At 71.6% G+C, this 24,947-nt stretch carries 20 protein-coding genes; 5 read left to right on the forward strand and 15 right to left on the reverse strand.

Annotation, left to right across the window (positions count from 1 at the left end):
* Window positions 1-168: 168 nt before the first annotated feature.
* The 3 genes from whiA to rapZ are packed head-to-tail and all read right to left on the reverse strand — an operon-like array spanning window position 169 to window position 3,218.
* Window positions 169-1,149 carry a DNA-binding protein WhiA gene (gene whiA / locus AC3CF1_RS09805; RefSeq protein WP_030337350.1) on the reverse strand — a complete coding sequence of 327 codons (981 nt, stop codon included), beginning with the start codon at window positions 1,147-1,149 and terminating at the stop codon, window positions 169-171.
* 54 nt (window positions 1,150-1,203) lie between these two features.
* Window positions 1,204-2,289, reverse strand: a complete 1,086-nt coding sequence (locus AC3CF1_RS09810; RefSeq protein ID WP_354983091.1) for a gluconeogenesis factor YvcK family protein — start codon at window positions 2,287-2,289, stop codon at window positions 1,204-1,206.
* Window positions 2,286-3,218 carry an RNase adapter RapZ gene (rapZ, locus tag AC3CF1_RS09815; RefSeq protein ID WP_435794546.1) on the reverse strand — a complete coding sequence of 311 codons (933 nt, stop codon included), beginning with the start codon at window positions 3,216-3,218 and terminating at the stop codon, window positions 2,286-2,288. Before rapZ ends, AC3CF1_RS09810 begins: the two co-directional genes overlap by 4 nt.
* A gap of 171 nt (window positions 3,219-3,389) precedes the next feature.
* Here rapZ and recQ point away from each other — a divergent pair, with 171 nt between their 5' ends.
* Entirely contained in the window at window positions 3,390-5,231 is a 1,842-nt protein-coding gene (gene recQ / locus AC3CF1_RS09820) for a DNA helicase RecQ (protein WP_488450180.1), read from the forward strand.
* A gap of 62 nt (window positions 5,232-5,293) precedes the next feature.
* On the opposite strand, the gene AC3CF1_RS09825 is transcribed toward recQ, so the two are convergent.
* The 5 genes from AC3CF1_RS09825 to rsgA form a co-directional block, all read right to left on the reverse strand.
* Entirely contained in the window at window positions 5,294-5,953 is a 660-nt protein-coding gene (locus tag AC3CF1_RS09825; protein ID WP_488450182.1) for a C39 family peptidase, read from the reverse strand.
* A 761-nt stretch (window positions 5,954-6,714) separates the two neighbouring features.
* On the reverse strand, window positions 6,715-8,703 hold the full coding sequence (gene uvrC / locus AC3CF1_RS09830) for an excinuclease ABC subunit UvrC (RefSeq protein ID WP_354983088.1): 1,989 nt from the start codon (window positions 8,701-8,703) through the stop codon (window positions 6,715-6,717).
* A gap of 169 nt (window positions 8,704-8,872) precedes the next feature.
* On the reverse strand, window positions 8,873-9,364 hold the full coding sequence (locus tag AC3CF1_RS09835) for a Rieske (2Fe-2S) protein (protein ID WP_354983087.1): 492 nt from the start codon (window positions 9,362-9,364) through the stop codon (window positions 8,873-8,875).
* Between the two features lie 228 nt (window positions 9,365-9,592).
* Window positions 9,593-12,538 (reverse strand): excinuclease ABC subunit UvrA, encoded by a 2,946-nt coding sequence (gene uvrA / locus AC3CF1_RS09840; RefSeq protein ID WP_088949259.1) that lies wholly within the window; start codon window positions 12,536-12,538, stop codon window positions 9,593-9,595.
* A gap of 270 nt (window positions 12,539-12,808) precedes the next feature.
* Entirely contained in the window at window positions 12,809-13,879 is a 1,071-nt protein-coding gene (gene rsgA, locus AC3CF1_RS09845; RefSeq protein WP_210794377.1) for a ribosome small subunit-dependent GTPase A, read from the reverse strand.
* Between the two features lie 179 nt (window positions 13,880-14,058).
* Here rsgA and AC3CF1_RS09850 point away from each other — a divergent pair, with 179 nt between their 5' ends.
* On the forward strand, window positions 14,059-14,775 hold the full coding sequence (locus tag AC3CF1_RS09850; RefSeq protein WP_099855816.1) for a maleylpyruvate isomerase family mycothiol-dependent enzyme: 717 nt from the start codon (window positions 14,059-14,061) through the stop codon (window positions 14,773-14,775).
* Window positions 14,776-14,782: 7 nt separating this feature from the next.
* On the forward strand, window positions 14,783-15,436 hold the full coding sequence (locus AC3CF1_RS09855; RefSeq protein WP_488450186.1) for an MBL fold metallo-hydrolase: 654 nt from the start codon (window positions 14,783-14,785) through the stop codon (window positions 15,434-15,436).
* Between the two features lie 205 nt (window positions 15,437-15,641).
* Here the strand turns inward: AC3CF1_RS09855 and AC3CF1_RS09860 are convergent, their stop codons facing one another.
* Complete coding sequence (locus AC3CF1_RS09860) at window positions 15,642-16,250, reverse strand: DedA family protein (RefSeq protein WP_099855820.1); 609 nt, start codon at window positions 16,248-16,250, stop codon at window positions 15,642-15,644.
* Window positions 16,251-16,352: 102 nt separating this feature from the next.
* Window positions 16,353-17,036, reverse strand: coding sequence for a class I SAM-dependent methyltransferase (locus AC3CF1_RS09865; RefSeq protein WP_435794574.1), 684 nt, complete (start codon window positions 17,034-17,036; stop codon window positions 16,353-16,355).
* A 193-nt stretch (window positions 17,037-17,229) separates the two neighbouring features.
* Here AC3CF1_RS09865 and AC3CF1_RS09870 point away from each other — a divergent pair, with 193 nt between their 5' ends.
* Window positions 17,230-17,433 carry a cold-shock protein gene (locus tag AC3CF1_RS09870; RefSeq protein ID WP_007462771.1) on the forward strand — a complete coding sequence of 68 codons (204 nt, stop codon included), beginning with the start codon at window positions 17,230-17,232 and terminating at the stop codon, window positions 17,431-17,433.
* A 48-nt stretch (window positions 17,434-17,481) separates the two neighbouring features.
* Here the strand turns inward: AC3CF1_RS09870 and AC3CF1_RS09875 are convergent, their stop codons facing one another.
* The 5 genes from AC3CF1_RS09875 to AC3CF1_RS09895 form a co-directional block, all read right to left on the reverse strand.
* A complete protein-coding gene (locus tag AC3CF1_RS09875) occupies window positions 17,482-18,762 on the reverse strand; it encodes an MFS transporter (RefSeq protein ID WP_088949265.1) in 1,281 nt (426 codons plus the stop codon).
* On the reverse strand, window positions 18,759-19,334 hold the full coding sequence (locus AC3CF1_RS09880) for an ArsR/SmtB family transcription factor (protein ID WP_141910446.1): 576 nt from the start codon (window positions 19,332-19,334) through the stop codon (window positions 18,759-18,761). The genes AC3CF1_RS09875 and AC3CF1_RS09880 overlap by 4 nt, the downstream gene beginning before the upstream one ends.
* 111 nt (window positions 19,335-19,445) lie before the next feature.
* Window positions 19,446-20,318 (reverse strand): hypothetical protein, encoded by an 873-nt coding sequence (locus AC3CF1_RS09885; protein WP_435794573.1) that lies wholly within the window; start codon window positions 20,316-20,318, stop codon window positions 19,446-19,448.
* 159 nt (window positions 20,319-20,477) lie between these two features.
* Complete coding sequence (locus AC3CF1_RS09890) at window positions 20,478-22,154, reverse strand: CocE/NonD family hydrolase (protein WP_488450190.1); 1,677 nt, start codon at window positions 22,152-22,154, stop codon at window positions 20,478-20,480.
* A gap of 2 nt (window positions 22,155-22,156) precedes the next feature.
* Window positions 22,157-22,672, reverse strand: coding sequence for a MarR family winged helix-turn-helix transcriptional regulator (locus tag AC3CF1_RS09895; protein WP_355163592.1), 516 nt, complete (start codon window positions 22,670-22,672; stop codon window positions 22,157-22,159).
* Between the two features lie 122 nt (window positions 22,673-22,794).
* On the opposite strand from AC3CF1_RS09895, the gene AC3CF1_RS09900 reads away from it, so the two are divergent.
* Complete coding sequence (locus AC3CF1_RS09900) at window positions 22,795-24,918, forward strand: MMPL family transporter (RefSeq protein ID WP_488450192.1); 2,124 nt, start codon at window positions 22,795-22,797, stop codon at window positions 24,916-24,918.
* Window positions 24,919-24,947: the final 29 nt, after the last annotated feature.

Here is a 24,947-nt window from a genome sequence, read left to right on the forward strand (position 1 = left end):
TTCTCGGCCACCCCGCCGCGGTCTGAGGACCTGACCGCCCGAGGCGGTGCGCACGACGAGGAGTGCCTGTGTCGGCCCCCTTGCCGTACGCAGCGACCCTATCCGAGCGTGCGAGACCACGCTGCGCCGGGTAGTGCCCCGGGCGCACCGTGCGGCCCCACCGTCCTATCAGACCACGAGCATGTCGGGCGTGACGGCTGCTTCCGTATCCGGGATGCCGAGGTCCCGGGCCCGCTTGTCGGCCAGCGCCAGGAGCCGGCGGATCCGCCCGGCGATGGCGTCCTTGGTCAGCGGAGGGTCGGCCAGCGCGCCCAACTCCTCCAGCGAGGCCTGCCGGTGCTCCAGGCGCAGCCGCCCGGCGTCGGTCAGGTGGTTGGGCGCCTCGTCGGCGAGGATCTCCAGCGCACGGGTGACCCGGGCGGCGGCGGCGACCGCCGCGCGCGCCGAGCGACGCAGGTTGGCGTCGTCGAAGTTGGCCAGCCGGTTGGCGGTGGCCCGCACCTCGCGGCGCACCCGACGTTCCTCCCAGGCCAGCACGCTGGAGTGCGCGCCGATCCGGGTGAGCAGCGCGGCGATGGCGTCGCCGTCCTTGACCACCACCCGGTCCACCCCGCGTACCTCACGGTTCTTGGCGGTGATGCCGATCCGGCGGGCCGCGCCGACCAGCGCGAGCGCCGACTCCGGCCCCGGGCAGGTGATCTCCAGTGCGCTGGAGCGGCCGGGCTCGGTGAGCGAGCCGTGGGCCATGAACGCGCCCCGCCAGGCGGAGACCGCACAGCAGACGTTCGCCGCCACCACGTGCGGGGGCAGCCCGCGCACCGGACGACCCCGCACGTCGAGCAGGCCGGTCTGCCGGGCGAGAGCCTCGCCGTCCTTGACCACGCGCACGATGAAGTGGCTGCCCTTGCGCAGCCCACCGGAGGCCAGCACGTGGATCTCGCTCGGGTACCCGTAGACCTCCGCGATCTCCCGGCGCAGCCGTCGGGCCACCGCCCCGGTGTCCAGTTCAGCCTCCACCACCACGCGGCCGGAGACGATGTGCAGCCCGCCAGCGAAGCGCAGCAGTGCGGCCATCTCCGCCCGCCGACAGCAGGGCTTGGGCACGTCGACCCGACTCAGCTCGTCCTTGACCGCGGCCGTCATCGCCATTGTGCGTCCCCTCACGGACCGGTTCCGGCGTGTCGCCGGAGATTACGTACGTGTCTAACGATCGGCACCCAGGACAGGCACCAGTGCGGCGCCCAGGGCAGCCGGATCATGGCGGGGAGTGCCACCGGTGACGGCGACAGGGGCGAGGACCAGGCGGGCACCCAGCGATTCTGCCGCACGTTCGACCGGTTCGGGGTCACCCACCGCCTTGGCGTCGGCGAGCACGAGATCCACCTTGAGCTCGGGCAGGTACCAGTGCAGCGCCGCGAGATGATCGGCGACGGAGAGCCCGAGGGTTTCCTTCTCGGCCGCGAGGTTCAACGTGACCAACCGCCGGGCCGAGGTGGAAACGATAGCGTCGGCCAACTGCGGCACCAGCAGGTGCGGGAGAACGCTGGTGTACCAGCTGCCCGGCCCGAAGATCAACCAGTCCGCCGCCCTGATCGCCTCGATCACCTCGGCGCAGGCCGGCGGGGCGGACGGGGTGAGGCGCAGCGACTCGACCCGCCCGGTGGTGACCGCCACCTGGTGCTGGCCGCGCACGGTGCGTACCTCGTCGGGGGCGGCCGGGTCGACACCTCGGACCTGCGCCTCGATGCCGACCGGCTGACGGGACATCGGCAGCACCCGGCCGACAGTGCCCAGCATCGCGCCGGCGTGCTCCAGCGCGGCCACCGGGTCGCCCAGCATCTCCATGAGGCCGCAGAGCACGAGGTTGCCCACCGCGTGCCCGGCCAGCCCGTCGGCGCGGGTGCTCGCCCGCTCAGCGCCAGAGGCGGTCGCGCCGGCGCCCTGGTCGCGCGGGTCGGGGTTGCTGCCGTCGGTCGCCGCCGGGGCCGGGTCGGCTTCGCCGAGCGGGGGTACGACGGCCGGCACGGCGGCGAAGCGGTGCTGGAACAGCCCGGCGCTGCGCCGGGTCGCCGGGTGGTCCCCGGCCAGCGCCACCAGCGCCTGACGCAGATCACCCGGGGGAAGACCGCCGCGTTCGGCCCGCAACCGGCCGCTGGAACCCCCGTCGTCACCCACGGTGACCACAGCGGTGATGTCGAGGTCGAGTTCGGGGGCGCAGTGACGCAGCGCGCGCAGCGAGGCGGACAGCCCGTGCCCGCCGCCGAACGCCACCACCCGCCGGGCCGTCATTCCCGCCCCAGATCGCGGTGCTGGGCGTTGGCCGCCAACCCGGAGTGGCGCAACCGCCCGGCCAACTCCTCGGCGATGGCCACGCTGCGGTGCTTGCCGCCGGTACAGCCCACGGCGACCGTGAGGTAGCGCTTACCCTCCCGCTCGAAGCCGGCGGTGGTGGCGTTGACCAGGTCGGCGTACGAGGCGACGAAGGCGTCCGCACCCTCCTGACCCAGCACGTACGCGCTCACCGCCTCCTCCCGACCGGTGTGCTCGCGCAGCTCCGGCACCCAGTACGGATTGGGCAGGAAGCGGGCGTCCAGCACGAAGTCGGCGTCCGGCGGCAGACCGTACTTGAAGCCGAACGACAGCACGGTGACCCGCAGCCGGCGGGCGTCCTCGCCGCCGAACAGCTCCTCGATGCGCCGACGGAGCTGGTTGACGTTCAGGTGGCTGGTGTCGACGATCACGTCGGCCTGGTCGCGCGCCTCCTCCAGCAGACCGCGCTCCACGGCGATGCCGTCGGCCAGCCGTCCGTCGCCCTGAAGCGGATGCGACCGGCGCACGCTCTCGAACCGTCGGATCAACACCTCGTCGTCGGCGTCGACGAAGACCACCCGGGGCGAGAACCCACGGTCCTTGAGCTCACGGATCGCCCCGGCCAGGTCCGTGGAGAAGGCCCGGGACCGCACGTCCAGCACCATCGCGGTGCGCCGAGCGGCCCCGCCCGCCTTGAACGCCAGCTCGGCCATGTCCAGCATCAGTGCCTGCGGCAGGTTGTCGACCACGTAGTAGCCGACGTTCTCCAACGCCCTGGCAACCGTGCTGCGGCCACCACCGGAGAGGCCGGTGACGACCACGAGTGTGGTCTCCGACTCGGCCGCCACCTGCCCGTCAGCCGCCGCCGGGTCGTCGATCCGGTCACCGGTTGTGCGCGCCTCGCTCACCCGTACCCCCAAGCCGTGGCGCCGCGGCCCCCGTTGGCCGCGATTGGTCAATCAGCGACTCTATCCCGCCACCGGCGCAAGCCCGCGCACCCGCCACGGGTCGTGGGGTGAACACCCTTCGCTCGGGTGCGCCGGGTCGGCGGTGTCGGGGTGGGCTCGTAGACTCCGCGAATGGCTTCCCCCACCGACCTGCGTACCGAGGACGCGCTGCCGGTGCTGCGCCGGGTGTTCGGCTACGACGCCTTCCGCGGTTTCCAGCAGGACGTGATCGACCACGTGGTCGCCGGCGGCGACGCGCTGGTGCTGATGCCCACCGGTGGTGGCAAGTCGCTGTGCTACCAGATCCCGGCCCTGGTCCGCGACGGCGTCGCGGTCGTCGTCTCCCCGCTGATCGCCCTCATGCAGGACCAGGTGGACGCGCTCACCGCCGTCGGCGTCCGCGCCGGGTTCCTCAATTCGACCCAGACGCTCGACGCCCGACGTCGGGTCGAGGCGGCCTTCGTCGCCGGCGAGCTGGACCTGCTCTACCTCGCCCCGGAGGCGCTCGGCGTCCGGTCCACCCTCGCCCTGCTGGACCGAGGGCGCATCTCCCTGTTCGCGATCGACGAGGCGCACTGCGTGTCCCAGTGGGGGCACGACTTCCGCCCCGACTACCTGGCGCTGTCGATGCTGCACGAGCGGTGGCCAGAGGTGCCGCGGATCGCGTTGACCGCCACCGCGACCAGCGCCACCCGCACCGAGATCGCCACCCGGCTCAACCTCGACGATGCCCGGCACTTCGTGGCGAGCTTCGACCGGCCCAACATCCAGTACCGGGTCGTGCCCAAGCGGGAGCCGCGCAAGCAACTGCTGACGCTGCTGCGCGACGAGCACCCCGGCGACGCCGGGATCGTCTACTGCCTGTCCCGTGCCTCGGTCGACAAGACCGCCGAGTTCCTCGTCGCCAACGGGGTCGCCGCACTGCCGTACCACGCGGGTCTGGACGCGGCCACCCGCGCCGCCAATCAGCAACGCTTCCTGCGGGAGGACGGTCTGGTGATGGTGGCCACGATCGCCTTCGGCATGGGCATCGACAAGCCCGACGTGCGGTTCGTCGCCCACCTCGACCTGCCCAAGTCCGTCGAGGGCTACTACCAGGAGACCGGCCGCGCCGGGCGGGACGGCCTGCCGTCCACCGCCTGGCTCGCGTACGGGCTGCAGGACGTCGTCCAGCAACGCAAGATGATCGAGACGTCCGACGGCGACCTCGCCCACCGCCGCAACCTCGCCGCGCACCTGGACGCGATGCTCGCCCTCTGCGAGACGGTGCGCTGCCGGCGGGTCCAGCTGCTCGAATACTTCGGCGAGACGTCCACGGCCGCCTGCGGCAACTGCGACACCTGCCTCACCCCACCGGAGACCTGGGACGGCACTGTCGCCGCCCAGAAGTTGCTCTCCGCGGTCTTTCGTCTCGACCGTGAGCGCAACCAGCGGTTCGGCGCGGGGCACTGCATCGACATCCTGCTCGGCAAGCAGAACGACAAGATCAGCCAGCACGGTCACGACTCGCTGACCGTCTTCGGCATCGGCTCCGAGCTGAGCGAGGCGGAGTGGCGGGGCGTCGTCCGGCAACTGCTCGCCGAAGGGCTGCTCGCCGTCGAGGGTGACTACGGCACGCTCGCGCTGACCGAGGCCAGTGCCGACGTCCTGGGTCGCCGCCGCACGGTCACGATGCGCCGCGAACCGGAGAAGCCAGCTTCGAGCCGCTCGTCGAAGCCGCGCGGCTCGGCCACCGTCGTGGCCGAGCTGACCCCGGCCGCCGCGTCGCTCTTCGAGCGGCTGCGTGGCTGGCGGGCGACCACCGCCAAAGAGCAGGGCGTTCCGGCGTACGTCATCTTCCACGACGCCACTCTCCGACAGATCGCCACTGACGCGCCGGGCTCGCTTGCCGAGCTGTCGGGCGTCAGCGGGGTCGGCGAGAACAAGCTCGCCAAGTACGGCGAGCAGATCCTGGCCGTCCTCGCCCAGGACTGAGGACAAGACGAAGGGCCGGGCCCCGTGGTGGGGTCCGGCCCTTCGTGGTGTGTCAGTCGCGGTCAGCTGGTGGCGTAGCCGCGGGTGGCGATCCAGTCGGCGAGGTGCTCGACGGTGATGTCGTAGGAGGCGGTGTTCGGGTCGGCGGAGTCGGCGATCTTGACGATGGTGCCGTTGTCGCGGTAGCCGACGACGCTGATGTAGTGCCCGCCCTCGAAGGAGTGGATAGCACCGTCGGTGTCGGTGGTGGTGCCGGCGATGTTGGCGACCACGGCCCGGCCGTCGTCGACGGTCTTGACGATGTCGGTGCGCAGCTTGTCGGTCTGCTTGGCGTCGGCATCCGGGGTGCTGATCTCCACCGAGTGGTAGGCGTCGTTCTTGCCGGTCTCCTTGTTCAGTACGGGGGTGATGTCGTTGATGGAGTTGGTGCCGGCCTCGGTGGTGCCCATCTCCTTGGCCATCGCGTCGACGCTGATGTCCTTGCCCTGCACGGACAGGGCGTTGCGGGCGGCGGCGGGGCCGCAGTAGTAGAAGTTCGGCTGGGCCTCGTAGCGCACGCCCAGCTGACGCTCACCCGACGGCTTGCGATCAGACTGCGTCTGCGACGCCGGCTTGGCATCCGTGGCGGCGTACGCGGCGGTGATCGGTCCGACGATCGCGCCGCCGGTGAAGGCCAGGCCAGCAGCGGTCAGAGCGGTCTTACGAATCAGATCGGTACGCATGATGGCGTGCTCCTCTGCGATGGGGGGTGCACGGCACGCCCGGGGGGTGGGCGTGCCGCACGTGCAAGGGGGGAAAGTTTCGAAGTTCTTGCCCGGCGGCCATGGGGGCCGGCGTCGGGAAGGGTGTAACGGTGCGGGCCGGCGAGTCATTCCACCGGGCTCCCGGCTTGTGTGGCTCGGGGTGTGTAACCGGCCGGGCCGGCGAGTCATTCCGCCGGGCTCCCGGCCTGCGTGCTCCGGGGGATGCAACCGGGGCGGCCGGTCCGGTGTTCCCGGCGGCTGCCGCGCCCCACGACCCGAAGTCGCGGTGACATGCCAGGTATAACGACCCCGCCCGGCCCACGATTCCGCCGCCAGGGTGGCCCCGACCACGCGACAGCCACGGCGAAACCGGACACCCGCCCCACGGACGGATCCGCCGAACCGGACACCACACCCCGCAACCCCAGGCGCCGACAATCCAAGATCCGCGCACTTTCGGGGAAACTGCTGCCTCACGTCGCGGCGAGGCAACAACTTCCCTGATGTTGCGCGGATCTTGACCCGGGTGCCGGGCGGGCAGCCGGCACCCCGATGTGTTGCGCGGATCTTGATCGACCTGGCGATACCGGACGCTGGCACCCCCCGGGGACGCCCAACGCGACGCATCACCCCAAGATCGTGCTCGATCCACGTAACAGGCCCCATTTGGCGCCGACGAGGCCACTACGAGCGCCATCATGCGTGCCGTGCGACTGACTCCGAGGCCGCGCGGCGCGGCGTCAGGTGGTGGGGGTCGCCTCCGCGCTGTCGTCGGCCTTCGTGTCCTTGTCGAGGGCGGCCAGGATCGCCTCGGCGGTGCGTCGACCCACCCCGGGCACCTCGGTGATCTCCTCGACCGTTGCGGCAGAGAGCCGCTTGAGTGAGCCGAAGTGCCGCAACAACGCCTTGCGTCGCACCTCGCCGAGGCCGGGGACGTGGTCGAGAGCCGACTCGGTCATCCGCTTCGAGCGGCGCTGCCGGTGGAAGGTAATGGCGAACCGGTGGGCCTCGTCGCGGATGCGTTGCAGCAGGTAGAGACCCTCCGAGGTGCGCGGCAGGATGACCGGGAACTCGTCGTCCGGGAGCCAGACCTCCTCCAGCCGCTTGGCCAGGCCGCACAACGCCACGTCGTCGATGCCCAGGTCGGCAAGGGCCTGTGCGGCCGCAGCGACCTGCGGAGCACCGCCGTCGACGACCACCAACTGCGGCGGGTACGCGAACTTCCGCGGCCGGCCGGTGGTCGGATCGATCAGCACACCGATCTGCGGCTCGGCCGCGTCTTCCGGGGTGATCGGGTCGTCGGCCGACTCGACGCCCACCTCGCCCGTCTCCGCCCGCGCGTCCAGGTAGCGGGCGAAGCGACGGCGCAGCACCTCGGACATCGCGGAGAGGTCGTCGGTGGCGCCACGGACGATGAACCGCCGGTATTCGCTCTTGCGGGGCAACCCGTCCTCGAAGACCACCATGCTGGCCACCACGTCGGTGCCCTGGATCTGGGAGATGTCGAAGCACTCGATGCGCAACGGCGAGGTGCGCATGTCCAGTGCTTCGCTGATCTCGTCCAGTGCCTTGCCCCGGGTGGTGAGGTCACCGGATCGCTTCAGCTTGTGCCGGGCCAGCGCGTCCTTGGCGTTGCGCTCGACCGTTTCCATCAGTGAGCGCTTGTCGCCGCGCTGCGGCACCCGCAGCGACACCCGGCTGCCCCGGTGGTTGGAGAGCCATTCCGCCAGCGCGTCGGCGTCGGCGGGCAGCTCGGGCACCAGCAACTCCCGGGGCACGTCGGTTTCGCCGTGCTCGCCGCCGTAGACCTGGGTGCAGAAGTGGTGCACCAGGTCCCCGGTGGTCAGGTCCTCGGTCTTCTCCACCACCCAGCCGCGCTGCCCCCGGACCCGGCCGTCGCGGACGTGGAAGACCTGCACGGCCGCCTCGAGCGGGTCATCGGCGAACGCGACCACGTCGGCGTCGGTGCCGTCGCCCAACACCACGGTCTGCTTCTCCATGGCGCGGCGCAGCGCGGCCACGTCGTCGCGCAGTTTGGCGGCCCGCTCGAACTCAAGCTGCTCGCTCGCCTCGGTCATCTCGCGCTCGATCTTGCGGACCATGGTGTCGGTGCGCCCGGCCATGAAGTCGCAGAACCCGTCCACGATCGCGCGGTGTTCGTCGGCGGAGACGGTGCCGACGCACGGCGCCGAGCATTTGCCGATGTAGCCGAGCAGGCAGGGACGACCGACCTGGCCGGCGCGTTTGAACACGCCGGCGGAGCACGTCCGGGCGGGGAACACCCGCAGCAGCAGGTCGAGGGTCTCCCGGATGGCCCAGGCGTGCGAGTACGGACCGAAGTAGCGCACCCCCTTGCGCTTGGCACCGCGCATCACCTGGAGCCGTGGGTATTCCTCGTTGAGGGTCACGGCCAGATAGGGGTACGACTTGTCGTCGCGGTAGCGGACGTTGAACCGGGGGTCGTACTGCTTGATCCAGGTGAACTCCTGCTGGAGCGCCTCGACCTCGGTGCCGACGGTGATCCAGTCCACCGACTCGGCGGTGGTGACCATCTGCCGCGTGCGCTCGTGCAGGTTCCAGACATCGCCAAAATAGGAGTTGAGCCGGCTGCGCAGGTTTCTCGCCTTGCCGACGTAGATCACCCGGCCGGTGCCGTCGCGAAAGCGGTAGACCCCTGGTAGCTCCGGGATGGTGCCGGGTGCGGGGCGGTAGGTCGAGGGGTCAGCCACGTCAGCAAGCCTAGTCCGCAGCACCGACAGCCCAACTCAAGCTCTAGATCGACTCGGCTTCCGGGAAGTCGGGGTGTCGAGGGATCGCGGACACCCCGACTTTCCGAAACGCGAGTCGATCAGGCTGGCTGGACACGCCTGGCCGGGGCGGTCGCCGGCCCCTGGACGGTCAGGCGAGCGAGATCTGGTCGCCGGTGACCTTGATGTTCTTCGGCGGCAGCGGCTTGGTGGCCGGGCCGGCCTTCACCGAGCCGTCCTCGATCGAGAACTTGCTGCCGTGGCAGGTGCAGTTGATGGTGCCGCCGTCGACGTTCGTCACCGGGCAGTTCTGGTGCGTACAGATCGGGCTGAAGCCCTTGAACTGACCGGCCGTGGGCTGGGTGATGACCACGCCTTCGGCGGCGAGGACCTTGCCGCCTCCGACCGGGATGTCGGCGGTGGTGGCCAACGATTGGGCGTTCTGCCGGTCGCCGCCGCCGGCGTCGCCGGTGCTGGGGACGGCGGGGCCGCCACTGGTGGGTGCGTCACTGCCGTTGCCGTTGCTGCCGTCGTCGCTGCCGCAGGCAGCCAGGACGACGGCCGCGCCGACCGCCCCGACACCGGTGAGCAGGGTACGACGTGTCTGCGTACCCGGACCGGTCAGCGCCTGATCGTCACTCATGCCTCGCCTCTCTCTAGCCCGCCGCGCCGGTCCGAAAGCCGGTCACACTTCTCCACACGGGCAACTGTGCCGGATGGTTCACCGCAGCATCTGTCCGACCCAGGAAATGGGACGGGGCGGGCTCCGGACCGGCTCGCCCGCGCCGCAATGGACGCGCACGAACCCGATCGGACCCGCCCCGCAACCGCCACACCAAACCCAGCCGGACCTGCCCTCGGGAAGTCGAGGTCAGCGGGCGCTGGCCGCCACCTTGCGGCTGGTCCGCGCCTTGGTCACACCGTTGGCCTTGGCCGCCCGCGTGGTGGCGGCGGCCGCGCCCTTGGCCTTGCCGTCGAGCTTGAGCACCTGGCGCAGGAACTCGCCGGTGTGGCTCTCGGCCACCTCGGCGACCTCCTCGGGGGTGCCGGTGGCGAGCACGGTGCCGCCCCGGTGGCCGCCCTCCGGACCCATGTCGATCAGCCAGTCGGCCGTCTTGATCACGTCGAGGTTGTGCTCGATGGTGATCACCGTGTTGCCCTTGTCGACCAGACCCTCCAGCACCATCAGCAGCTTGCGGATGTCCTCGAAGTGCAGACCGGTGGTCGGCTCGTCGAGCACGTAGACCGTCCGCCCGGTGGAGCGCTTCTGCAGCTCGGACGCGAGCTTGACCCGCTGCGCCTCACCGCCGGAAAGGGTGGGCGCGGGCTGACCGAGGCGTACGTAGCCCAGGCCCACGTCGACCAGGGTCTTGAGGTGCCGGTGGATGGCCGGGATGGCGGAGAAGAACTCGGCGGCCTCCTCGATCGGCATCTCCAGCACGTCCGAGACGGTCTTGCCCTTGTAGTGCACCTCCAGGGTCTCCCGGTTGTACCGGGCGCCCTTGCAGACCTCGCAGGGGACGTACACGTCAGGCAGGAAGTTCATCTCGATCTTGATGGTGCCGTCACCGGAGCACGCCTCGCAGCGCCCACCCTTGACGTTGAAGGAGAACCGACCCGGGCCGTACCCCCGAACCTTCGCCTCGGTGGTCTCGGCGAAGAGCTTGCGGACGTGGTCCCAGACCCCGGTGTAGGTGGCCGGGTTGGAGCGCGGCGTACGGCCGATCGGCGACTGGTCCACGCCGACGACCTTGTCCACGTGCTCCAGACCGGAGACCCGGGTGTGCCGGCCGGGCACCAGGCGGGCGCCGTTGATCTGGTTGGCCAGCACGGCATACAGGATGTCGTTGACCAGCGTCGACTTGCCCGAGCCACTGACCCCGGTGACCGCGATGAGCTGGCCCAGCGGGAACGAGACGGTCAGGTTGCGCAGGTTGTGCTCGCGCGCGCCGTGCACCACCAGCTCCCGTGCCGCATCCTGCGGGCGGCGCGTCGACGGCGTCGGGATGGAGCGACGCCCGGACAGGTATGCCCCGGTGATCGACTCCTTGTTCTTCAGCAGTGCCGGCACCGAGCCGCTGTGCACGATCTTGCCGCCGTGCTCACCGGCGCCGGGCCCGATGTCGACGATCCAGTCGGCGGTGCGGATGGTGTCCTCGTCGTGCTCCACCACGATCAGCGTGTTGCCCAGCCCGCGCAGCCGGATCAGGGTCTCGATCAGGCGGTGGTTGTCACGCTGGTGCAGCCCGATCGACGGCTCGTCGAGCACGTAGAGCACGCCCACCAGGCCGGAGCCGATCTGGGTGGCCAGCCGGATGCGCTGTGCCTCGCCGCCGGACAGCGTGCCGGCCGGCCGGTCCAGGGAGAGGTAGTCCAGACCGACGTCGAGCAGGAACCGCAGCCGGGCGTTGATCTCCTTGAGGACCCGCTCGGCGATCATCTTCTGCCGGTCGGTCAGCTCGATGCCGGCGAGCAGGTCGGCGCACTCCCCCACGGACAGGTTGCAGACCTCGGCGATGCTCTTGCCGGCCAGGGTGACCGCGAGCACCTCGGGCTTGAGCCGGGCGCCGCCGCACGCCGCACACGGCACGTCGCGCATGTAGCCCTCGTACTTGTCGCGGGACCACTCGGACTCCGTGTCGGAGTGCCGGCGCTCGATCCACTGCACCACGCCCTCGAAGCCGGTGTAGTAGGAGCGCTCGCGGCCGTACTTGTTGCGGTAGCGCACGTGCACCTGGTCGTCGGAGCCATGCAGGATCGTCTTCTGCGCCCGCGCCGGCAGCGCCCGCCACGGGGTGTCGACGTCGAAGTGCTGGGCCTCGCCGAGGGCCTCCAGCAGGCGCAGGAAGTATTCCAGGTTGTGCCCGGTGGACCAGGGCTGGATGGCGCCCTCGCGCAGGCTGCGCTCCGGGTCGGGGACCAGCAGCTCCGGGTCGACCTCCTTCTTGGTGCCCAGGCCGGTGCACTCCGGGCAGGCGCCGTAGGGCGCGTTGAAGGAGAAGACCCGGGGCTCGAGATCCTCGATGGCCAGCGGGTGGTCGTTGGGGCAGGCCAGGTGCTCGGAGTAGCGGCGCTCCCGGTCCGGGTCGTCCTCGGGGAGGTCGACGAAGTCGAGCAGCACCAGGCCACTGGACAGGCCCAGGGCGGCCTCGACCGAGTCGGTCAGCCGCTGCTTGGCGCTGGGCTTCACGGTGAGCCGGTCGATCACCACCTCGATGGTGTGCTTCTCCTGCTTCTTGAGCTTCGGCGGCTCGGTCAGCGGGTGCACCACGCCGTCGACGCGGGCCCGGGCGTAGCCCTTGGCCTGCAGCTCGGCGAAGAGGTCGACGTACTCGCCCTTGCGGCCGCGGATGACCGGCGCGAGCACCATGAACTTGGTGCCCTCGGCCATCGCGAGGACCCGGTCGACGATCTGCTGAGGGCTCTGCCGGGAGATCCGCTCACCGCAGACCGGGCAGTGCGGCTCACCGATGCGGGCGTAGAGCAGCCGCAGGTAGTCGTAGACCTCGGTGATGGTGCCGACGGTCGAGCGCGGGTTGCGCGAGGTCGACTTCTGGTCGATCGAGACGGCGGGGCTCAGACCCTCGATGAAGTCGACGTCTGGCTTGTCCATCTGGCCGAGGAACTGCCGGGCGTACGACGAGAGCGACTCGACGTAGCGGCGCTGCCCCTCGGCGAAGATCGTGTCGAAGGCCAGGCTCGACTTGCCCGACCCGGACAGCCCGGTGAACACGATGAGTGCGTCCCGGGGCAGGTCGAGACTGACGTCACGCAGGTTGTGCTCGCGCGCGCCACGGATGATCAGTCGGTCGGCCACAGTGCGTGTACTCCCGGGAGAAGACGAAGCGAAGGATCTGTCCCGCTCTGGGTGATTGTGAGCGGTCGTGCGGGCGCGGAAAACACGCCTCGGCAACTCTAGCCCCGAGGTATGACACTTTCCCTCGCCCGCACATTCCCCCAGCTCAGCCCGGTCGGCCGCACCGCGTCAAGGCCCACGATCGCGCCGGGTGGAAGGTCCGCCAGCGCAGAGCCACAAGCTCGCCCGCCCGGAGCCACAAGCCTCGACCGCGCAGAACGCCGGCCGATGTCAGTAGCCCCCGGGCGACGGCGGCCGGGCCGTCCGTCGTCGAGCCGACCGCCACCCGCCGCGCCGCTCCGCCGCCACCCGCGCCTCCCGCCGTCGGCTCTCGTGGGCAACCTCGCCCTGGAGCCGCCGCCAGCTCTCCCACCGACGGGTGGAGAGCTCCCCGGTGTGCAGCGCGTCGCGTACCGCGCAGGCGGGCTCGCCGTCGTGCCCGCAGTCGGCGTACCGGCAGCCCTCGGCCAGCCCGGCGATGTCGGCGAACGCCCGGTCGAGCCCGGCCGCGCCGTCCAGCAGGCCGACCGCCCGCACACCGGGGGTGTCGATCACCGCGCCCCCGCCGGGGATGGGTACGAGGGCCCGCCAGGTGGTGGTGTGCCGACCCTTGCCGTCGACCCGGCGGATCGCCTGTGTCGGCATCACCACAGTGCCGGCGAGGGCGTTGACCAGGCTGGACTTGCCGGCACCGGAGGGCCCGAGCAGGCCGAGCGTGCGGCCGGGCGTCACCTCGGCGCGCAGCGGGTCAAGCCCGATGCCACGCTCGGCGCTGACCGGCAGCACCGGCACCCCGGGCGCGATCGCGGCGAGTTGGCGGGCCAGCGCGGCCGGGTCGGCCGCGAGGTCGGCCTTCGTCAGCACCACCAGCGGTCGGGCGCCGGACTCGTGGGCCAGGGCGAGCAGCCGTTCGATCCGGCCCACGTCCGGCTCGGGGTGCACGGGCTCCACCACGGCGGCCGCGTCGAGGTTGGCGGCCAGCACCTGGCCGCTTGCGTCCTTGCCGGCGGTACGCCGGATCAGCGCGCCCCGGCGGGGCAGCACGGCCTCCACTGTGACGCGGCGGTCCGGCCAGTGGTTGAGCAGGACCCAGTCCCCGGCGCAGGGCAGCGCGGACGGGTCCCGGGCGGCGGCGGCGAGCACCGCCCCGCCCAGGCTGGCCCGGAGCGGGCCGGTCGCGGTGAGCACCGTGCAGACACCCCGGTCCACCCGGGCCACCCGACCCGGGTGGTGCTCGCCGCGTCGTTCGGCGTACGCCGCCCGCTCGGCGTCCCAGCCGAGGGCGGTCAGATCGATCGTCATGGCATCCTCATCGGTGTCGAAGCTGGTGATGGCGGAACACGCGTGCCACGTCCGGCATGATCAACCACCTCCGTCCGATGTCCCGGTGCCGCGTCTGCCGCTGACGGTAGGTCGCGCGCCGACGCGCCGAAAGCGATTTCCCCGGCGACGTCTTGACGGCGGACCGCTAGGGTCGACGGGTGACCACGGACCCGCTGCTGCTGATGGGCGAGGTGGACGCGGCCACCAGCCGACTTCTGCGTACCGCCGCTTCTTTCGACGCCGCCGACCTGGCGGCCCCGTCGCTGCTCCCGGGCTGGACGCGCGGCCATGTGCTGGCGCACGTGGCCCGCAACGCCGATGGTTTCGTCAACCTGCTCACCGCGGCCCGCACCGGGCAGGCGCTGCCGATGTACTCGTCGTTGGCGGCCCGCACCGCGGACATCGACGCCGGCTCGGGCCGCCCGCCCGCCGAGCACCTGGACGACCTTCGCCGCACCGCCGACCTGTTCGCCGAGGCGGTCGAGGCGATGCCCGCCGAGGCGTGGGCGGCGACGGTGCAGGCGCGTAAGGGCCCGTGGCCGGCCGCGCTGCTCGTCTGGGGCCGGCTGCGGGAGATCGAGGTGCACCACCTCGACCTGGCCGCCGACTACCGACCCGCCGACTGGTCGGAGACGTTCGCACACCGACTGCTGCGCGAGGCTGCCAGCCATCACGCCACGGGGCCGACACCGCCGTCGATGGTGCTACGCCTGGACGGGAGCGAGCACGACGTGGTGCTCGGCGACCGCGACGGCGCCCCGATCGTCACCGGTCCTGTTTTCGACCTCGCCGCATGGCTGATCGGCCGCGCCGACGGCGAACCGCTCTCCGTCACGCCCGACGGTCCCCTGCCTACTCCACCGGAATGGATCTAGAAACGTCATGACATACAGCGGAGACGTCACGCACGGCGGAGCGCCGGCGGTACGGGAGCTGGACGGGCTCACCATCAGCAAGTTGTCGGTGGGCCCGATGGACAACAACGCCTACCTGCTGCGCTGCACGGGCACCGGTGACCAGGTGCTGATCGACGCCGCCAACGAGGCGCCCCGGCTGCTGGAGCTGATCGGCGACGGTGGCCTCGCCGCCGTGGTGACGACCCACCAGCACATGGATCACTGGGTGGCGCTGGAGGAGGTGGTCGCCAAGACCGGCGCCCGGGCGCTGGTGCACGCCGACGACGCCGCCGGGCTGCCGATCGAGGCGGAGCGTCTGGCCGAGGGCGACACCGTGTCGGTGGGTGACTGCGCGCTGGAGGTCATCCACATCAAGGGGCACACCCCGGGGTCGATCGCGCTGCTCTATCGCGACCCGGCCGGCACCCCGCACCTCTTCACCGGGGACAGCCTTTTCCCAGGTGGCGTGGGCAACACCGACAAGGACCCGGAGCGCTTCGCCGCGCTGATCGACGACGTCGAGCACAAGCTGTTCGACCAACTGCCGGACGACACGTGGTTCTACCCCGGCCACGGCAGCGACAGCACCCTGGGAGCCGAACGCCCAGCCCTCCCCCAGTGGAAAGCAAGAGGCTGGTAACAGCCAACCCAAAAACCAAACGTCGACCAGGAACCACCAAGATCATTCAACTCCCGGCGGGCAAGGCACGGACGCACGAGCCGAAGCCACGACGGGGGCGGGGCCTGCCGTGCCCGGCGCAGGGATCAAGCCTGACCGCCCGGAGCCGGGCACGGCAGGCCCCGCCCTCACACCGCAACCACCGACCCACACAGCAACCGCAACCTCAACCAGTCACAGCGAACAACCGCCGCCGCGCCCCCAGCAGCACGACGGAAGCCAACACCACCCCGACCCCCATGGTGACCAGCAGCGGGCTGGGGTCCCCCGGGAGCAGCCCGGCAAGCGACCGCGACGCGGTGCCCAGCGCGAGGTAGAGACCGGCCCAGGCGGTCGCGCCGATCGCGGCGCAACCGAGGAATCGACCGTACGACATGCGCAGCCCACCGGCGGCCAGCGGAAGCAGCGCGTTGAACACGGGCAGGAACGGCGCGACGACCATCATCCGACCGCCACCGCGACGCAGGATGCCCTCGGCCGCCGTCCAGCGCGCCTCGCCGATCCAGCCGCCGATCCGGCTGTGCCGCAGTTGCTCGGCGTAGCGGCGGCCGACGAGGAAGCTCAGCGACCAGCCGGCCAGGCAGCCGACCAGGACCGCGGCGAACGTGGCCAGCCCGGTGGTCGGGCGGCCCACCCCGACGGCGGCCAGGATCGCCACGTCGCCGGGGATCAGGACACCCAGCAGGGGTACGGCGTCGAAGAGCATGACGAGCCCGAGCGCACCCATCAGCAGCAGAACGGGCAGTTCACCGATCTGTGCCAGCCATTGCGTCATGCCTCGTACGCTATGGCCGCGGCACCACTTCGGACATCCGGTTACAGCCCCCAGGCACCCCTGGTATCGGTCTCGGGGTCGCCCCTGAGCCGGCGTCCGCACTCAGGCGGGTCGCAGCACCTGCACCCGACGTAGCGACGAGTCGACCGACGGTTCGGTGGTGGGCACCGGATAGTCGGCCAGCACGGTCAGGCGGTCCGTCGGCAGGTGGCCCCGACCCGGGTCTCCGACCAGCACGTCGGCACCTGCGGCGGCAGCTCGCTGGAGGAACGGCAGCATCCGGTCGGCCATCTCGCGGTCGTAGAAGACGTCGCCGGCGACCACCAGGTCGGCTTCCGCGTCGGCGCTGTCGAGCAGGTCGTCCCCGACGGCGTCGACGGCGACCCGGTTGACGCGCGCGTTGAGCGTGACGGCGGCGACGGCGTACGGGTCGATGTCGTTGGCGGTCACCTGCTTGGCGCCGGCCAGCGCGGCGGCGATGGCGACCAGTCCCGACCCGGCGGCGAGGTCGAGCACCCGGCGGCCAGCGGCCAGCTCAGGGTGGTCCAGGAGGTGACGGGCCAGTGCCTGGCCTCCAGCCCAGGCGGACGCCCAGTACGGCGCGGGCAGGGCGTGGCCGGCGGCGGCTTCCATCCGGGCCCACCAGACGATCGCGTCCTCGGCCAGGTGCAACCGCACCTCGGGCACGAACGGGGTGGGGACCAACCGGAGCCGGTCCAGGCCGGCGCCCGGCGCGTCGATTTCGCGTTCCAGCTCGGTCAGCGCGTCGGCTGCGGCACCTGTCATCGGCGCAAGCATGCCCCAGCGGCGGGTGTTCGGGGCGGGTTTCACATGCCGCCGCGCAGAGTTCACCCGACTTCGCACAAAGACCTACGGCACTTCGGCCAGCGGATCGGGGTTTTGCCCGTTACTGTCGAACAGGTACGGGCGATCATCGGCCAGAGGCCGAGGGTCAGCCGCTTTGAACAGGGAGAGATGCATGGCAACCGGCACGGTTAAGTGGTTCAACTCGGAAAAGGGCTTTGGCTTCATCGAGCAGGATGGCGGAGGGCCGGACGTGTTCGTCCACTACTCCGCGATCGCTTCGAGCGGCTACCGGGAGCTCAACGAGGGCCAGAAGGTCGAGTTCGAGGTGACCCAGGGGCAGAAGGGTCCGCAGGCGGACAACGTCCGCCCGATGTAGCTCCGTGCCGGTGACGGCGGCCGGTCTCCGGCCGCCGTCGCAGCGCACTCAAGACGCCGCCGGGGCGGCGGGCAGGTCCCGCCGCCTCCGGATTGGCCCGATCAACAGAATCAACGGGGTGAGCGCCAACCAGGCGGTCATCACGAATATTGCTGTCGCGACGCCATAGCGCGCACCGATCGCACCGGCCAGCAGGGCCGCCAGCGGGATCGTTCCGTAGTTGAGCAGATGCATGCTCACCGTCACCCTGCCCAGCAGGTGGTGCGGCGTGTAGGTCTGCCGGAACGCGCCCTTGACGACGTTGCCGATGGCCACGCCGAGGCCGATCAGCAGACCTCCGAGGGCTGGCCAGGCCAGCCCGATGCCGGGTGCGCCGAGCGGGATGAGCAGAGCCGGCGGGCCGGTGAACGCCGCCCCGATCAGCAGCGCCCGCGCGGTGCCGCAGCGCCGGCCCAGCGTGGTGGCGAGCAACGCCCCGATGATCCCTCCGGCGCTCATCACGGCGATCAGGACTCCCACCAGGCCCGGTTCGAGACGCAACTCACGGACCAGGAAGACCACCAGGACGGCCTGGTAGCCGGTCAGCCCGATGTTGCTGGCCGCGCCGAAGACCGTCAGCACCCGCAGGTAAGGGTCTCGGGCGACGAAGCGCAGCCCCTCGGCGATGTCGCGGCGCAGCGACCGGGACTGGTCCACTCGGCGAACGCGCGGTTCGACGGTGCGGATCCGCAGCAGGCACACCGCGGAGACCAGGAAGCTGATCGCGTCCAGCAGCAGAGCGGTGACCGCACCGATGAGCTGGGCGATCAGACCTGCGACGCCGGGGCCGACGACATAACTCGCAGTCTGGGCGGCGTGCAGCTTCGCGTTGCCCTCCGGCAGCTGCTCGGGTCGCAGCAGCACCGGCAGGTACACCTGGTCGGCTGTTTCGAAGAAGACCCGGGCGACGCCGGCGCTGAGCGCCACCAGGAGCAGGTGCCAGACGGTGAGCCGGTCGAGTGCGGCGGCGAGCGGCACGCTGAGGAAGAGCAGCGCGCGGAACAGGTCGCACGCCACCATCACGGGTCGGCGGGGCAGCCGGTCCACCCACGCGCCGGCCGGCAGGCCGATCAGCAGCCAGGGCAGCCAGGCCGCGGCGGTGAGCACCGCCACCTGGAAGGTGCCGGCGTCCAGGACGGCGACCGCGACCAGCGGAAGCGCGACAGTGGTGACGTTGCTGCCGATGCTGCTGACCGTCTGGCCGGTCCAGAGCAGCCGGAAGTCGCGGTGCCGCAGCAGCCCGCCGGCCTGGCGGACGGGGGTCGGGTCGCTGCGGGTGGCGGCGGTCACGGTCGCGCCGGCACGCCGTGGACGAACACGAAGACCGGTCGGCGCTCGGCGTCGTCGTCGGGCAGGTCCCGGTTGGCCCAGCGCGAGAGGATGCCGATCATCTCGCGGCTCAGCTCGGCCAGTTCCTCGGGCGTGAGGCGCAGCCAGTGGTCCGTGGAGAACGCGGCGTCCTGCCAGGATGCCTGCTCGGCCTCGTCGGCGGCGTGCCAGGCCCGGGCCAGTGCGACGTGCCGGTCCAGGTTGAGCGAGGTGGCGGCGTCGGCGACCGCTCGGGCGGCCGGGTCGGCGTCGAAGTCGGTGTTGGACCAGCGCAACCCTCGGGTGACCAGCCGCCACCACCGTTCGCGCCGGTCGCGGGCCAGCTCGGGGGCCTCGGTGACCAGGTCCGCGGCGGCGAGGACCTTGAGGTGGTGGCTGACGTTCGCCGGTGCCTGGTCGGTGCGTTCGGCGAGCAGACCGACTGTCGAGGGCCCGTGCACCTTGAGCACGTCCATCAGGCGGCGTCGCAGCGGGTGGGCCATGGCGGCCAGCACCCGCGAGTCGGTGATCTGGCGTACGGCGGGGGTCTCCATACCGCCACGATGCCATCCGCAACAGCTGTTGCGCAACACTTATTGCCCAACAGCTGTTGCGGACTGGAACTGCGAAGAGGGGCGGCCCGGCGGCTACGGGCCGCCCCCCGCTCAGGCGACCAGCCGGCGGGACAGCTCGTCGGCGACCTGCTTGGCGATGGTGGGCGGAATGGCCGCGGCGATCTTCTCCGGCGTCAGCGAGGCCAGCACGCCCTGCACGATCGCCGCCTCGTCGGTGAAGTCCTGGCTGGACAGCGCGGACAGCGCCGACTGCAACGCGGTCAGCTGCGCGCCGAGACTCTTCAGGTTCGGGTGGCTGGTCACCTCCACACCGGTGTCGTCCCGACCCTCGGCCAGCCGCAGGTAGATCTGCCCGATCGGGTTGCGACCGTCCAGCACGGTGAGGTTCTTATGGACGGTGGCCAGCCAGTTGTGCTCTTCGGGGGTCATGTCGTCGTCCTCCAGGAGTCCGATGGAGCTGAGATAGCGGCGGAACAACGGCCGCTGGTCGCGGCCGGCCTTGATGGCGTCACGAAAGAAGCTGAAGTGGGTGTGCCAGCGGTGCGAGCTGTCGCCGCTGCTGCGTTTGCCGAGGCGGTCCCACCGCTTCACCGTGCTGCCGTTGAGGCTGTAGATGATCTCGCGGATGTCCCGGGTGTCGGCGGCGTTCGCGGCGCACTGGGCCACGCACCAGGCCGAGAAGCTGGCCAGGGTGTGCGTACGGCCACCGGAGCGGACCTCGAACTGGCCGACGTCCAGCGCCGCCGCGTCGAGGGTCAGTCCGGCCCGGTCCCGGGATGACTCGACCACCGAGTAGTCGTTCTTGACCACCCGGTCGGATCCGCAGTGGTAACCGCCGCGGTGGGCCGGGTCGCCGACGATGCCGACCTCCGCCGGATCCAGGTCGTCCGGGCCGGGGGCGTTGTCGAGGTGAGTGAGGAGCAGGCTTCGAAGGGCCAACAGATTAGCCGGGGCCCGGGTCATGGGGTCCCCCTCTCAAATCGGGCGGGGACCGGGCACGACGTCACACCGCGTACGCGGTGCTGGGCTTTGGACGAGCCCGGTCTGCTGATGCACGGCGCCGGGCGTTGACACAACCATAGCCCGCATTTCCGGTAAATGCCCAGCTCAGAGGGGCTCTGTTCAGATTGGAGGCTGCACCGGGGCAGAGTGGACGATCGGCAACAGCACCGCTGAGGGGTGAGTCGGGTCATGCAGAACCTGCCGCCAGCCGGCACGCAGCGTAACCGCCGTGCCGAGGGGTTCCCCGGTGCCGGGGTTGCGCGCCCAGCGCGGATGGGCTCCACCGCTGACCTGCACCCGCAGCCGGTGCCCGGCGGCGAACCGGTACGCGGTCGGCCAGAGCGGCACCGGGACCCGCAGCGCCCCGCAGGGGTCGGCCGGGAAGCGGTCGGGCGTCACCCGCACCAGACCGTCGCACACGTTCCACGAGCGGCCCCGGCGGTCCACGTCGCACAGTCGCACGAAGACGTCCAGGTAGGGCAGTTCACTGCGGACGTGGATCTCGGCGCGTACCGGGCCGATCACCTCGACCGGCCCGGTCAGCGGGGCACTGGTGTAGGTCAGCACGTCGGGGCGGGCCTCGACGGGCCGGTTGTCCACCGGGCCGGCCCGCTGGGCGACGAGCAGTGGCCCGCCCAGCGACGGGGTGGGGTCGGCCGGGTCGTAGCGGAACTCGTCGGGCGCCGAGGTCACCGGCGGGCGCACCGCCAGCTCACCATCCGGATGCAGGTGCCAGTGGGTCTCGACCGCCGGTGGTGGCCAGGCCGGCAGGTCCCGCCAGCCGCCGCCGGGACCGCTCACGTGCAGCCGTACCGGGGGTTTCCGGAGCGGGTGTTCGTCCGCCGGTGGCGTGGCCGTGAGGTGCTCGTCGAGCCAGGCCAGCCCCTCGCTCAGGGCGGCCCCGAACAGGCCGGGGCTGCCGTGCGTCCAGGGGCCGATCACCAGTCGCGGCTGGGCGCCGGCGGCGCGCAGGGTGGCGTGGTCGTCGAGCTGGGCGGGCAGGAAGATGTCGTGCCAACCGGTGACCATGACCACCGGCGCGCGCACCCGGGCCACCCGGTCGGCGAAGACCCGGGTCCGCCAGTAGACGGCGTCCGGGCTGTGGTGACGCAGCCACTCCTGGAAGAAGGGGATGGTCACGCCGGTGGCGACCCGGTCGGCGTCCACGAGCGGCAGGTGCCGCAGCGCGGCGGCCAGCCGGGGCTGACCGCGCTTGAGCTCCCACTGCCGGGCCAGCCACGGCACGGTCTGCGCGTGCAGCAGCTCCGCCCAGGTCAGCACGGTGTCCAGGGCGAAGGACTCCCCCGCGTACGTCGAGTCGCGGGTGGCCGAGGCGGTCACCACCGCGACCATCGCGCGCAGCTCCTCGCCGGCGTCGGCGGCCAGCGCCCACTGCGCGAAGCCCTGGTAGCTGACCCCGAACATGCCGAGCCGGCCGGCCCACCAGGGCTGGCGGCGCAGCCAGTCCAGGGTGTCCAACCCGTCGTCGCGCTCGTGCACGAGCGGGGCGAAGGTCCCACCGGAGCCGTCGGTGCCCCGGCAGGATTGGATCACCGCGTGCCGGCCCCGCGCGGCGAGCAGCCGGCCGAGCAGCCGCAGTGGGCCGCCCCGCCCGTACGGGGTGCGGATCAGCACGGTCGGCGCGTCCCGGACTGCCGGGGCGTAGTGGTCGGTGCGCAGCACCACGCCGTCGCGGGCCCGGACCGGGATGTCGCGGGTGACCCGCACCGAACCGGGCCGGATCGGTGGCAGCCGCAGCGCTGCGGCGGCGAGGCGGGCGGCGAGCCGGTCCGGCACGGTCAGCCCGTCGGGCGACGGGGCGACTCGGGCCGGGCGGCGCGGACCGAGTCGCGGTGGCCGCGCAGAGATTCGCTCATCTCCGCCATGAACCGCTGCACGATCTCCAGCTCGTCCTCGCCGAAGCGGGCCATCACCTCGTCGGTACGGGCGCCCAGCGGCCGGAAGAACTGCATGGCCAGGGCGGCGCCCTGGTCGGCGTAGTGCAGCAGCACCTTGCGCCGGTCGACGGTGTCGCGGTCGCGGCGGATGTGGCCGGCCCGCTCAAGTCGGTCGATCAGGGCGGTGACCGAGCCGGAGGAGAGGTTGAGGTGCTCACCGAGACGGCCGGGGGTGATCGGATCACCGAGCCGCTCGGCGTCCATCACGGCGATCAAGGCCTGCAGGTCGGTCGGGTTGAGGCCGTGCAGGTTGGCGAAGGCGTGGCCGACCTGCTGGGCGTCGGCCGCGTACCGCCGGAGGTTGTTGGTGATCTCCGCGGCCAGCTGCTCGCGGCGCGTGTCGCGCCGTCGGTACATGCCGTGAGTCGCCACCTCGCGCCGCTTCTTCCGTCGTCGGTCTCTCGGGTTGCAGCATAGAACAACCGTCGATAATCTCGAAAGACAAGATACTCGCCTTTCGAAGGACCCTGAGGTCACTGATGTCTGTGTTCACCAGAGTCGCCCGCGGCCGGCTGGCCGCCTGGCTCACCGTGGCTGCGGCGATCGTCGTCGCCGCGGCCGTCTTCGGGACACCCCAGCCGGACAACCCGGCACCGGTCTCTGCCACCGGCCTGTCGGTGGAGTGGCAGTCGACCCAGGTGCAGCGCCTACAGGACCAGCTGCCATCCAGCGACGTGCAACCGGCGATCGTGGTGGTCAGCCGAGGCGACCGGGGCGCGCTGAGCGACGCCGACCGGGCCAGCGTCGACGCCCGCGCCGGCGATCTGCGCCGCTTCGCGGTGGGCGGGCAGGTCAGCCCCGCACAGGTCTCCCCGGACGGCACGGTGGCCCTCATCGCCATCCCGATCGACACCGCCGGCGGGCAGGAGGCCGTCACCGAGACGGTGACCCAGCTGCGCACCGCCCTGGCGGACCTGCCCGGGCTGACGGCCGAGGTGACCGGCTCCCCCGCCTTCACCGCCGACCTCTCCTCGGTGTTCGACGGCGCCGACATCACCCTGCTCGCGGTGACCGCGGCCGTCGTGGCGCTGCTGCTGCTGGTCACCTACCGCAGCCCGTTCCTGTGGATCGTGCCGCTGGCCGTGGTCGCGGCGACCGAGCAGCTCACCCTGCGCGCGGTGGACACCATCGTCCCGGCCGTCGGCATCAACCTCCAGCAGGGCCAGGTCACCGGCATCGCCAGTGTGCTGGTCTTCGGCGCCGCCACCGACTACGCCCTGCTGCTCATCGCCCGCTACCGGGAGGAACTGCGGCGCGAGGAAGACCGGTTCGCGGCGATGCGCGCCGCGCTGCGCCGCACCGCCGAGCCCATCCTCGCCAGCGGCGGCACCGTGATCCTCGGTGTCCTCACCCTGCTGCTCAGCGAGCAGGAGACCAACCGGGCGCTGGCGGTGGCCTGCGCCACCGGTGTGGTCTTCGCCATGCTCTCGGCCCTGTTCGTGCTCCCCGCCGTCCTGGTGCTCTTCGGTCGGGGTCTGTTCTGGCCGTTCGTGCCCCGTGTCGGTGGCCCGGTCCGTGAGGGACGGCTCTGGGGCCGGCTCGGCGCCGCCGTGGAACGCCGCCCGGTGGTGGTCGCGGTGCTGGCCACCCTGCTGCTCGGCGGTTTGGCGCTGGGTGGGCTCGGGATCCGCACCGGCCTGTCCGAGACCGAGCAGTTCCGGGCCGAGCCCGAGGCGGTGACCGGGGCGCAGACCCTCGCGAGGGCCTTCCCCGCCGGCAGCACCCAGCCGGTGGCCGTGCTCACCACCCCGGCGGCGGTGCGGGCCGTCACCGACGCCGCCACCGCCGTGCCCGGTGTGGCCTCGGCACGCCCCGGTGACGCCGGTGACGCCGTGGCCCAGGTCGACGTGATCCTGGAAGCCGAGCCCGGCACCACCGCCTCGGACCGCGCGATCGAGGCGCTGCGCGAGACCGTCGCCGCCGTTCCCGGCTCCGCTCCCCCGGCCGCCGCCGGCGCGGACGCGCCGTCCGGGGCGATCGTCGGTGGCTCCGTGGCCGCCACGTACGACTCCGACGAGGCCAACGACCGCGACCTGCGACTGATCCTGCCGATCATCCTGTTGCTGGTCGGCGCCGTGCTCGTGCTGCTGCTGCGCGGCCTGCTCGCACCGCTGCTGCTGGTGCTCACCGTGATCGCGTCGTTCTTCGCGAGCCTCGGCGCGGCGTGGCTGCTCTTCGACCACGTGCTGGGTTTCCCCGCCCTCGATAGCGGCGTGCTGCTGCTCGCCTTCGTGTTCCTGGTGGCGCTGGGGGTGGACTACAACATCTTCCTGGTCACCCGGGCCCGGGAGGACGCCCGCAGTGCGGGCACCCGCGACGGCATGCTCTCCGCCCTGCGGGTCACCGGCGGAGTGATCACCAGCGCCGGGGTGCTGCTCGCCGCGGTCTTCGCGGTGCTCGGCGTGCTGCCGCTGATCACACTGACCCAGATCGGCATCATCGTCTGCATCGGCGTCCTGCTGGACACCCTGCTGGTGCGCACCGTCCTGGTGCCGGCGCTGGCGTTCATGCTGGGTGAGCGCTTCTGGTGGCCCGGGCGGATCACCCGCGACCGCCCGGAGGACACCCCGGCGTCGCCGGAGCTGGTCGCCGCCCGCGACTGACCGACAGGTAGCGACGGGGGCCGCGACGA

The organism is Micromonospora sp. MGP-C2 (genome assembly GCF_057766525.1).

Excerpts from the sequence above, each read along its gene's own strand:
- AC3CF1_RS09885 (WP_435794573.1), bottom strand. The coding sequence starts at position 20,318 with ATGACCCGGGCCCCGGCTAATCTGTTGGCCCTTCGAAGCCTGCTCCTC.
- AC3CF1_RS09870 (WP_007462771.1), top strand. The coding sequence starts at position 17,230 with ATGGCAACCGGCACGGTTAAGTGGTTCAACTCGGAAAAGGGCTTTGGC.
- AC3CF1_RS09900 (WP_488450192.1), top strand. The coding sequence starts at position 22,795 with ATGTCTGTGTTCACCAGAGTCGCCCGCGGCCGGCTGGCCGCCTGGCTC.
- rsgA (WP_210794377.1), bottom strand. The coding sequence starts at position 13,879 with ATGACGATCGATCTGACCGCCCTCGGCTGGGACGCCGAGCGGGCGGCG.
- AC3CF1_RS09865 (WP_435794574.1), bottom strand. The coding sequence starts at position 17,036 with ATGACAGGTGCCGCAGCCGACGCGCTGACCGAGCTGGAACGCGAAATC.
- AC3CF1_RS09825 (WP_488450182.1), bottom strand. The coding sequence starts at position 5,953 with ATGCGTACCGATCTGATTCGTAAGACCGCTCTGACCGCTGCTGGCCTG.
- AC3CF1_RS09810 (WP_354983091.1), bottom strand. The coding sequence starts at position 2,289 with ATGACGGCCCGGCGGGTGGTGGCGTTCGGCGGCGGGCACGGGCTGTCC.
- recQ (WP_488450180.1), top strand. The coding sequence starts at position 3,390 with ATGGCTTCCCCCACCGACCTGCGTACCGAGGACGCGCTGCCGGTGCTG.
- AC3CF1_RS09835 (WP_354983087.1), bottom strand. The coding sequence starts at position 9,364 with ATGAGTGACGATCAGGCGCTGACCGGTCCGGGTACGCAGACACGTCGT.
- AC3CF1_RS09860 (WP_099855820.1), bottom strand. The coding sequence starts at position 16,250 with ATGACGCAATGGCTGGCACAGATCGGTGAACTGCCCGTTCTGCTGCTG.
- AC3CF1_RS09880 (WP_141910446.1), bottom strand. The coding sequence starts at position 19,334 with ATGGAGACCCCCGCCGTACGCCAGATCACCGACTCGCGGGTGCTGGCC.
- whiA (WP_030337350.1), bottom strand. The coding sequence starts at position 1,149 with ATGGCGATGACGGCCGCGGTCAAGGACGAGCTGAGTCGGGTCGACGTG.
- AC3CF1_RS09895 (WP_355163592.1), bottom strand. The coding sequence starts at position 22,672 with ATGTACCGACGGCGCGACACGCGCCGCGAGCAGCTGGCCGCGGAGATC.
- AC3CF1_RS09855 (WP_488450186.1), top strand. The coding sequence starts at position 14,783 with ATGACATACAGCGGAGACGTCACGCACGGCGGAGCGCCGGCGGTACGG.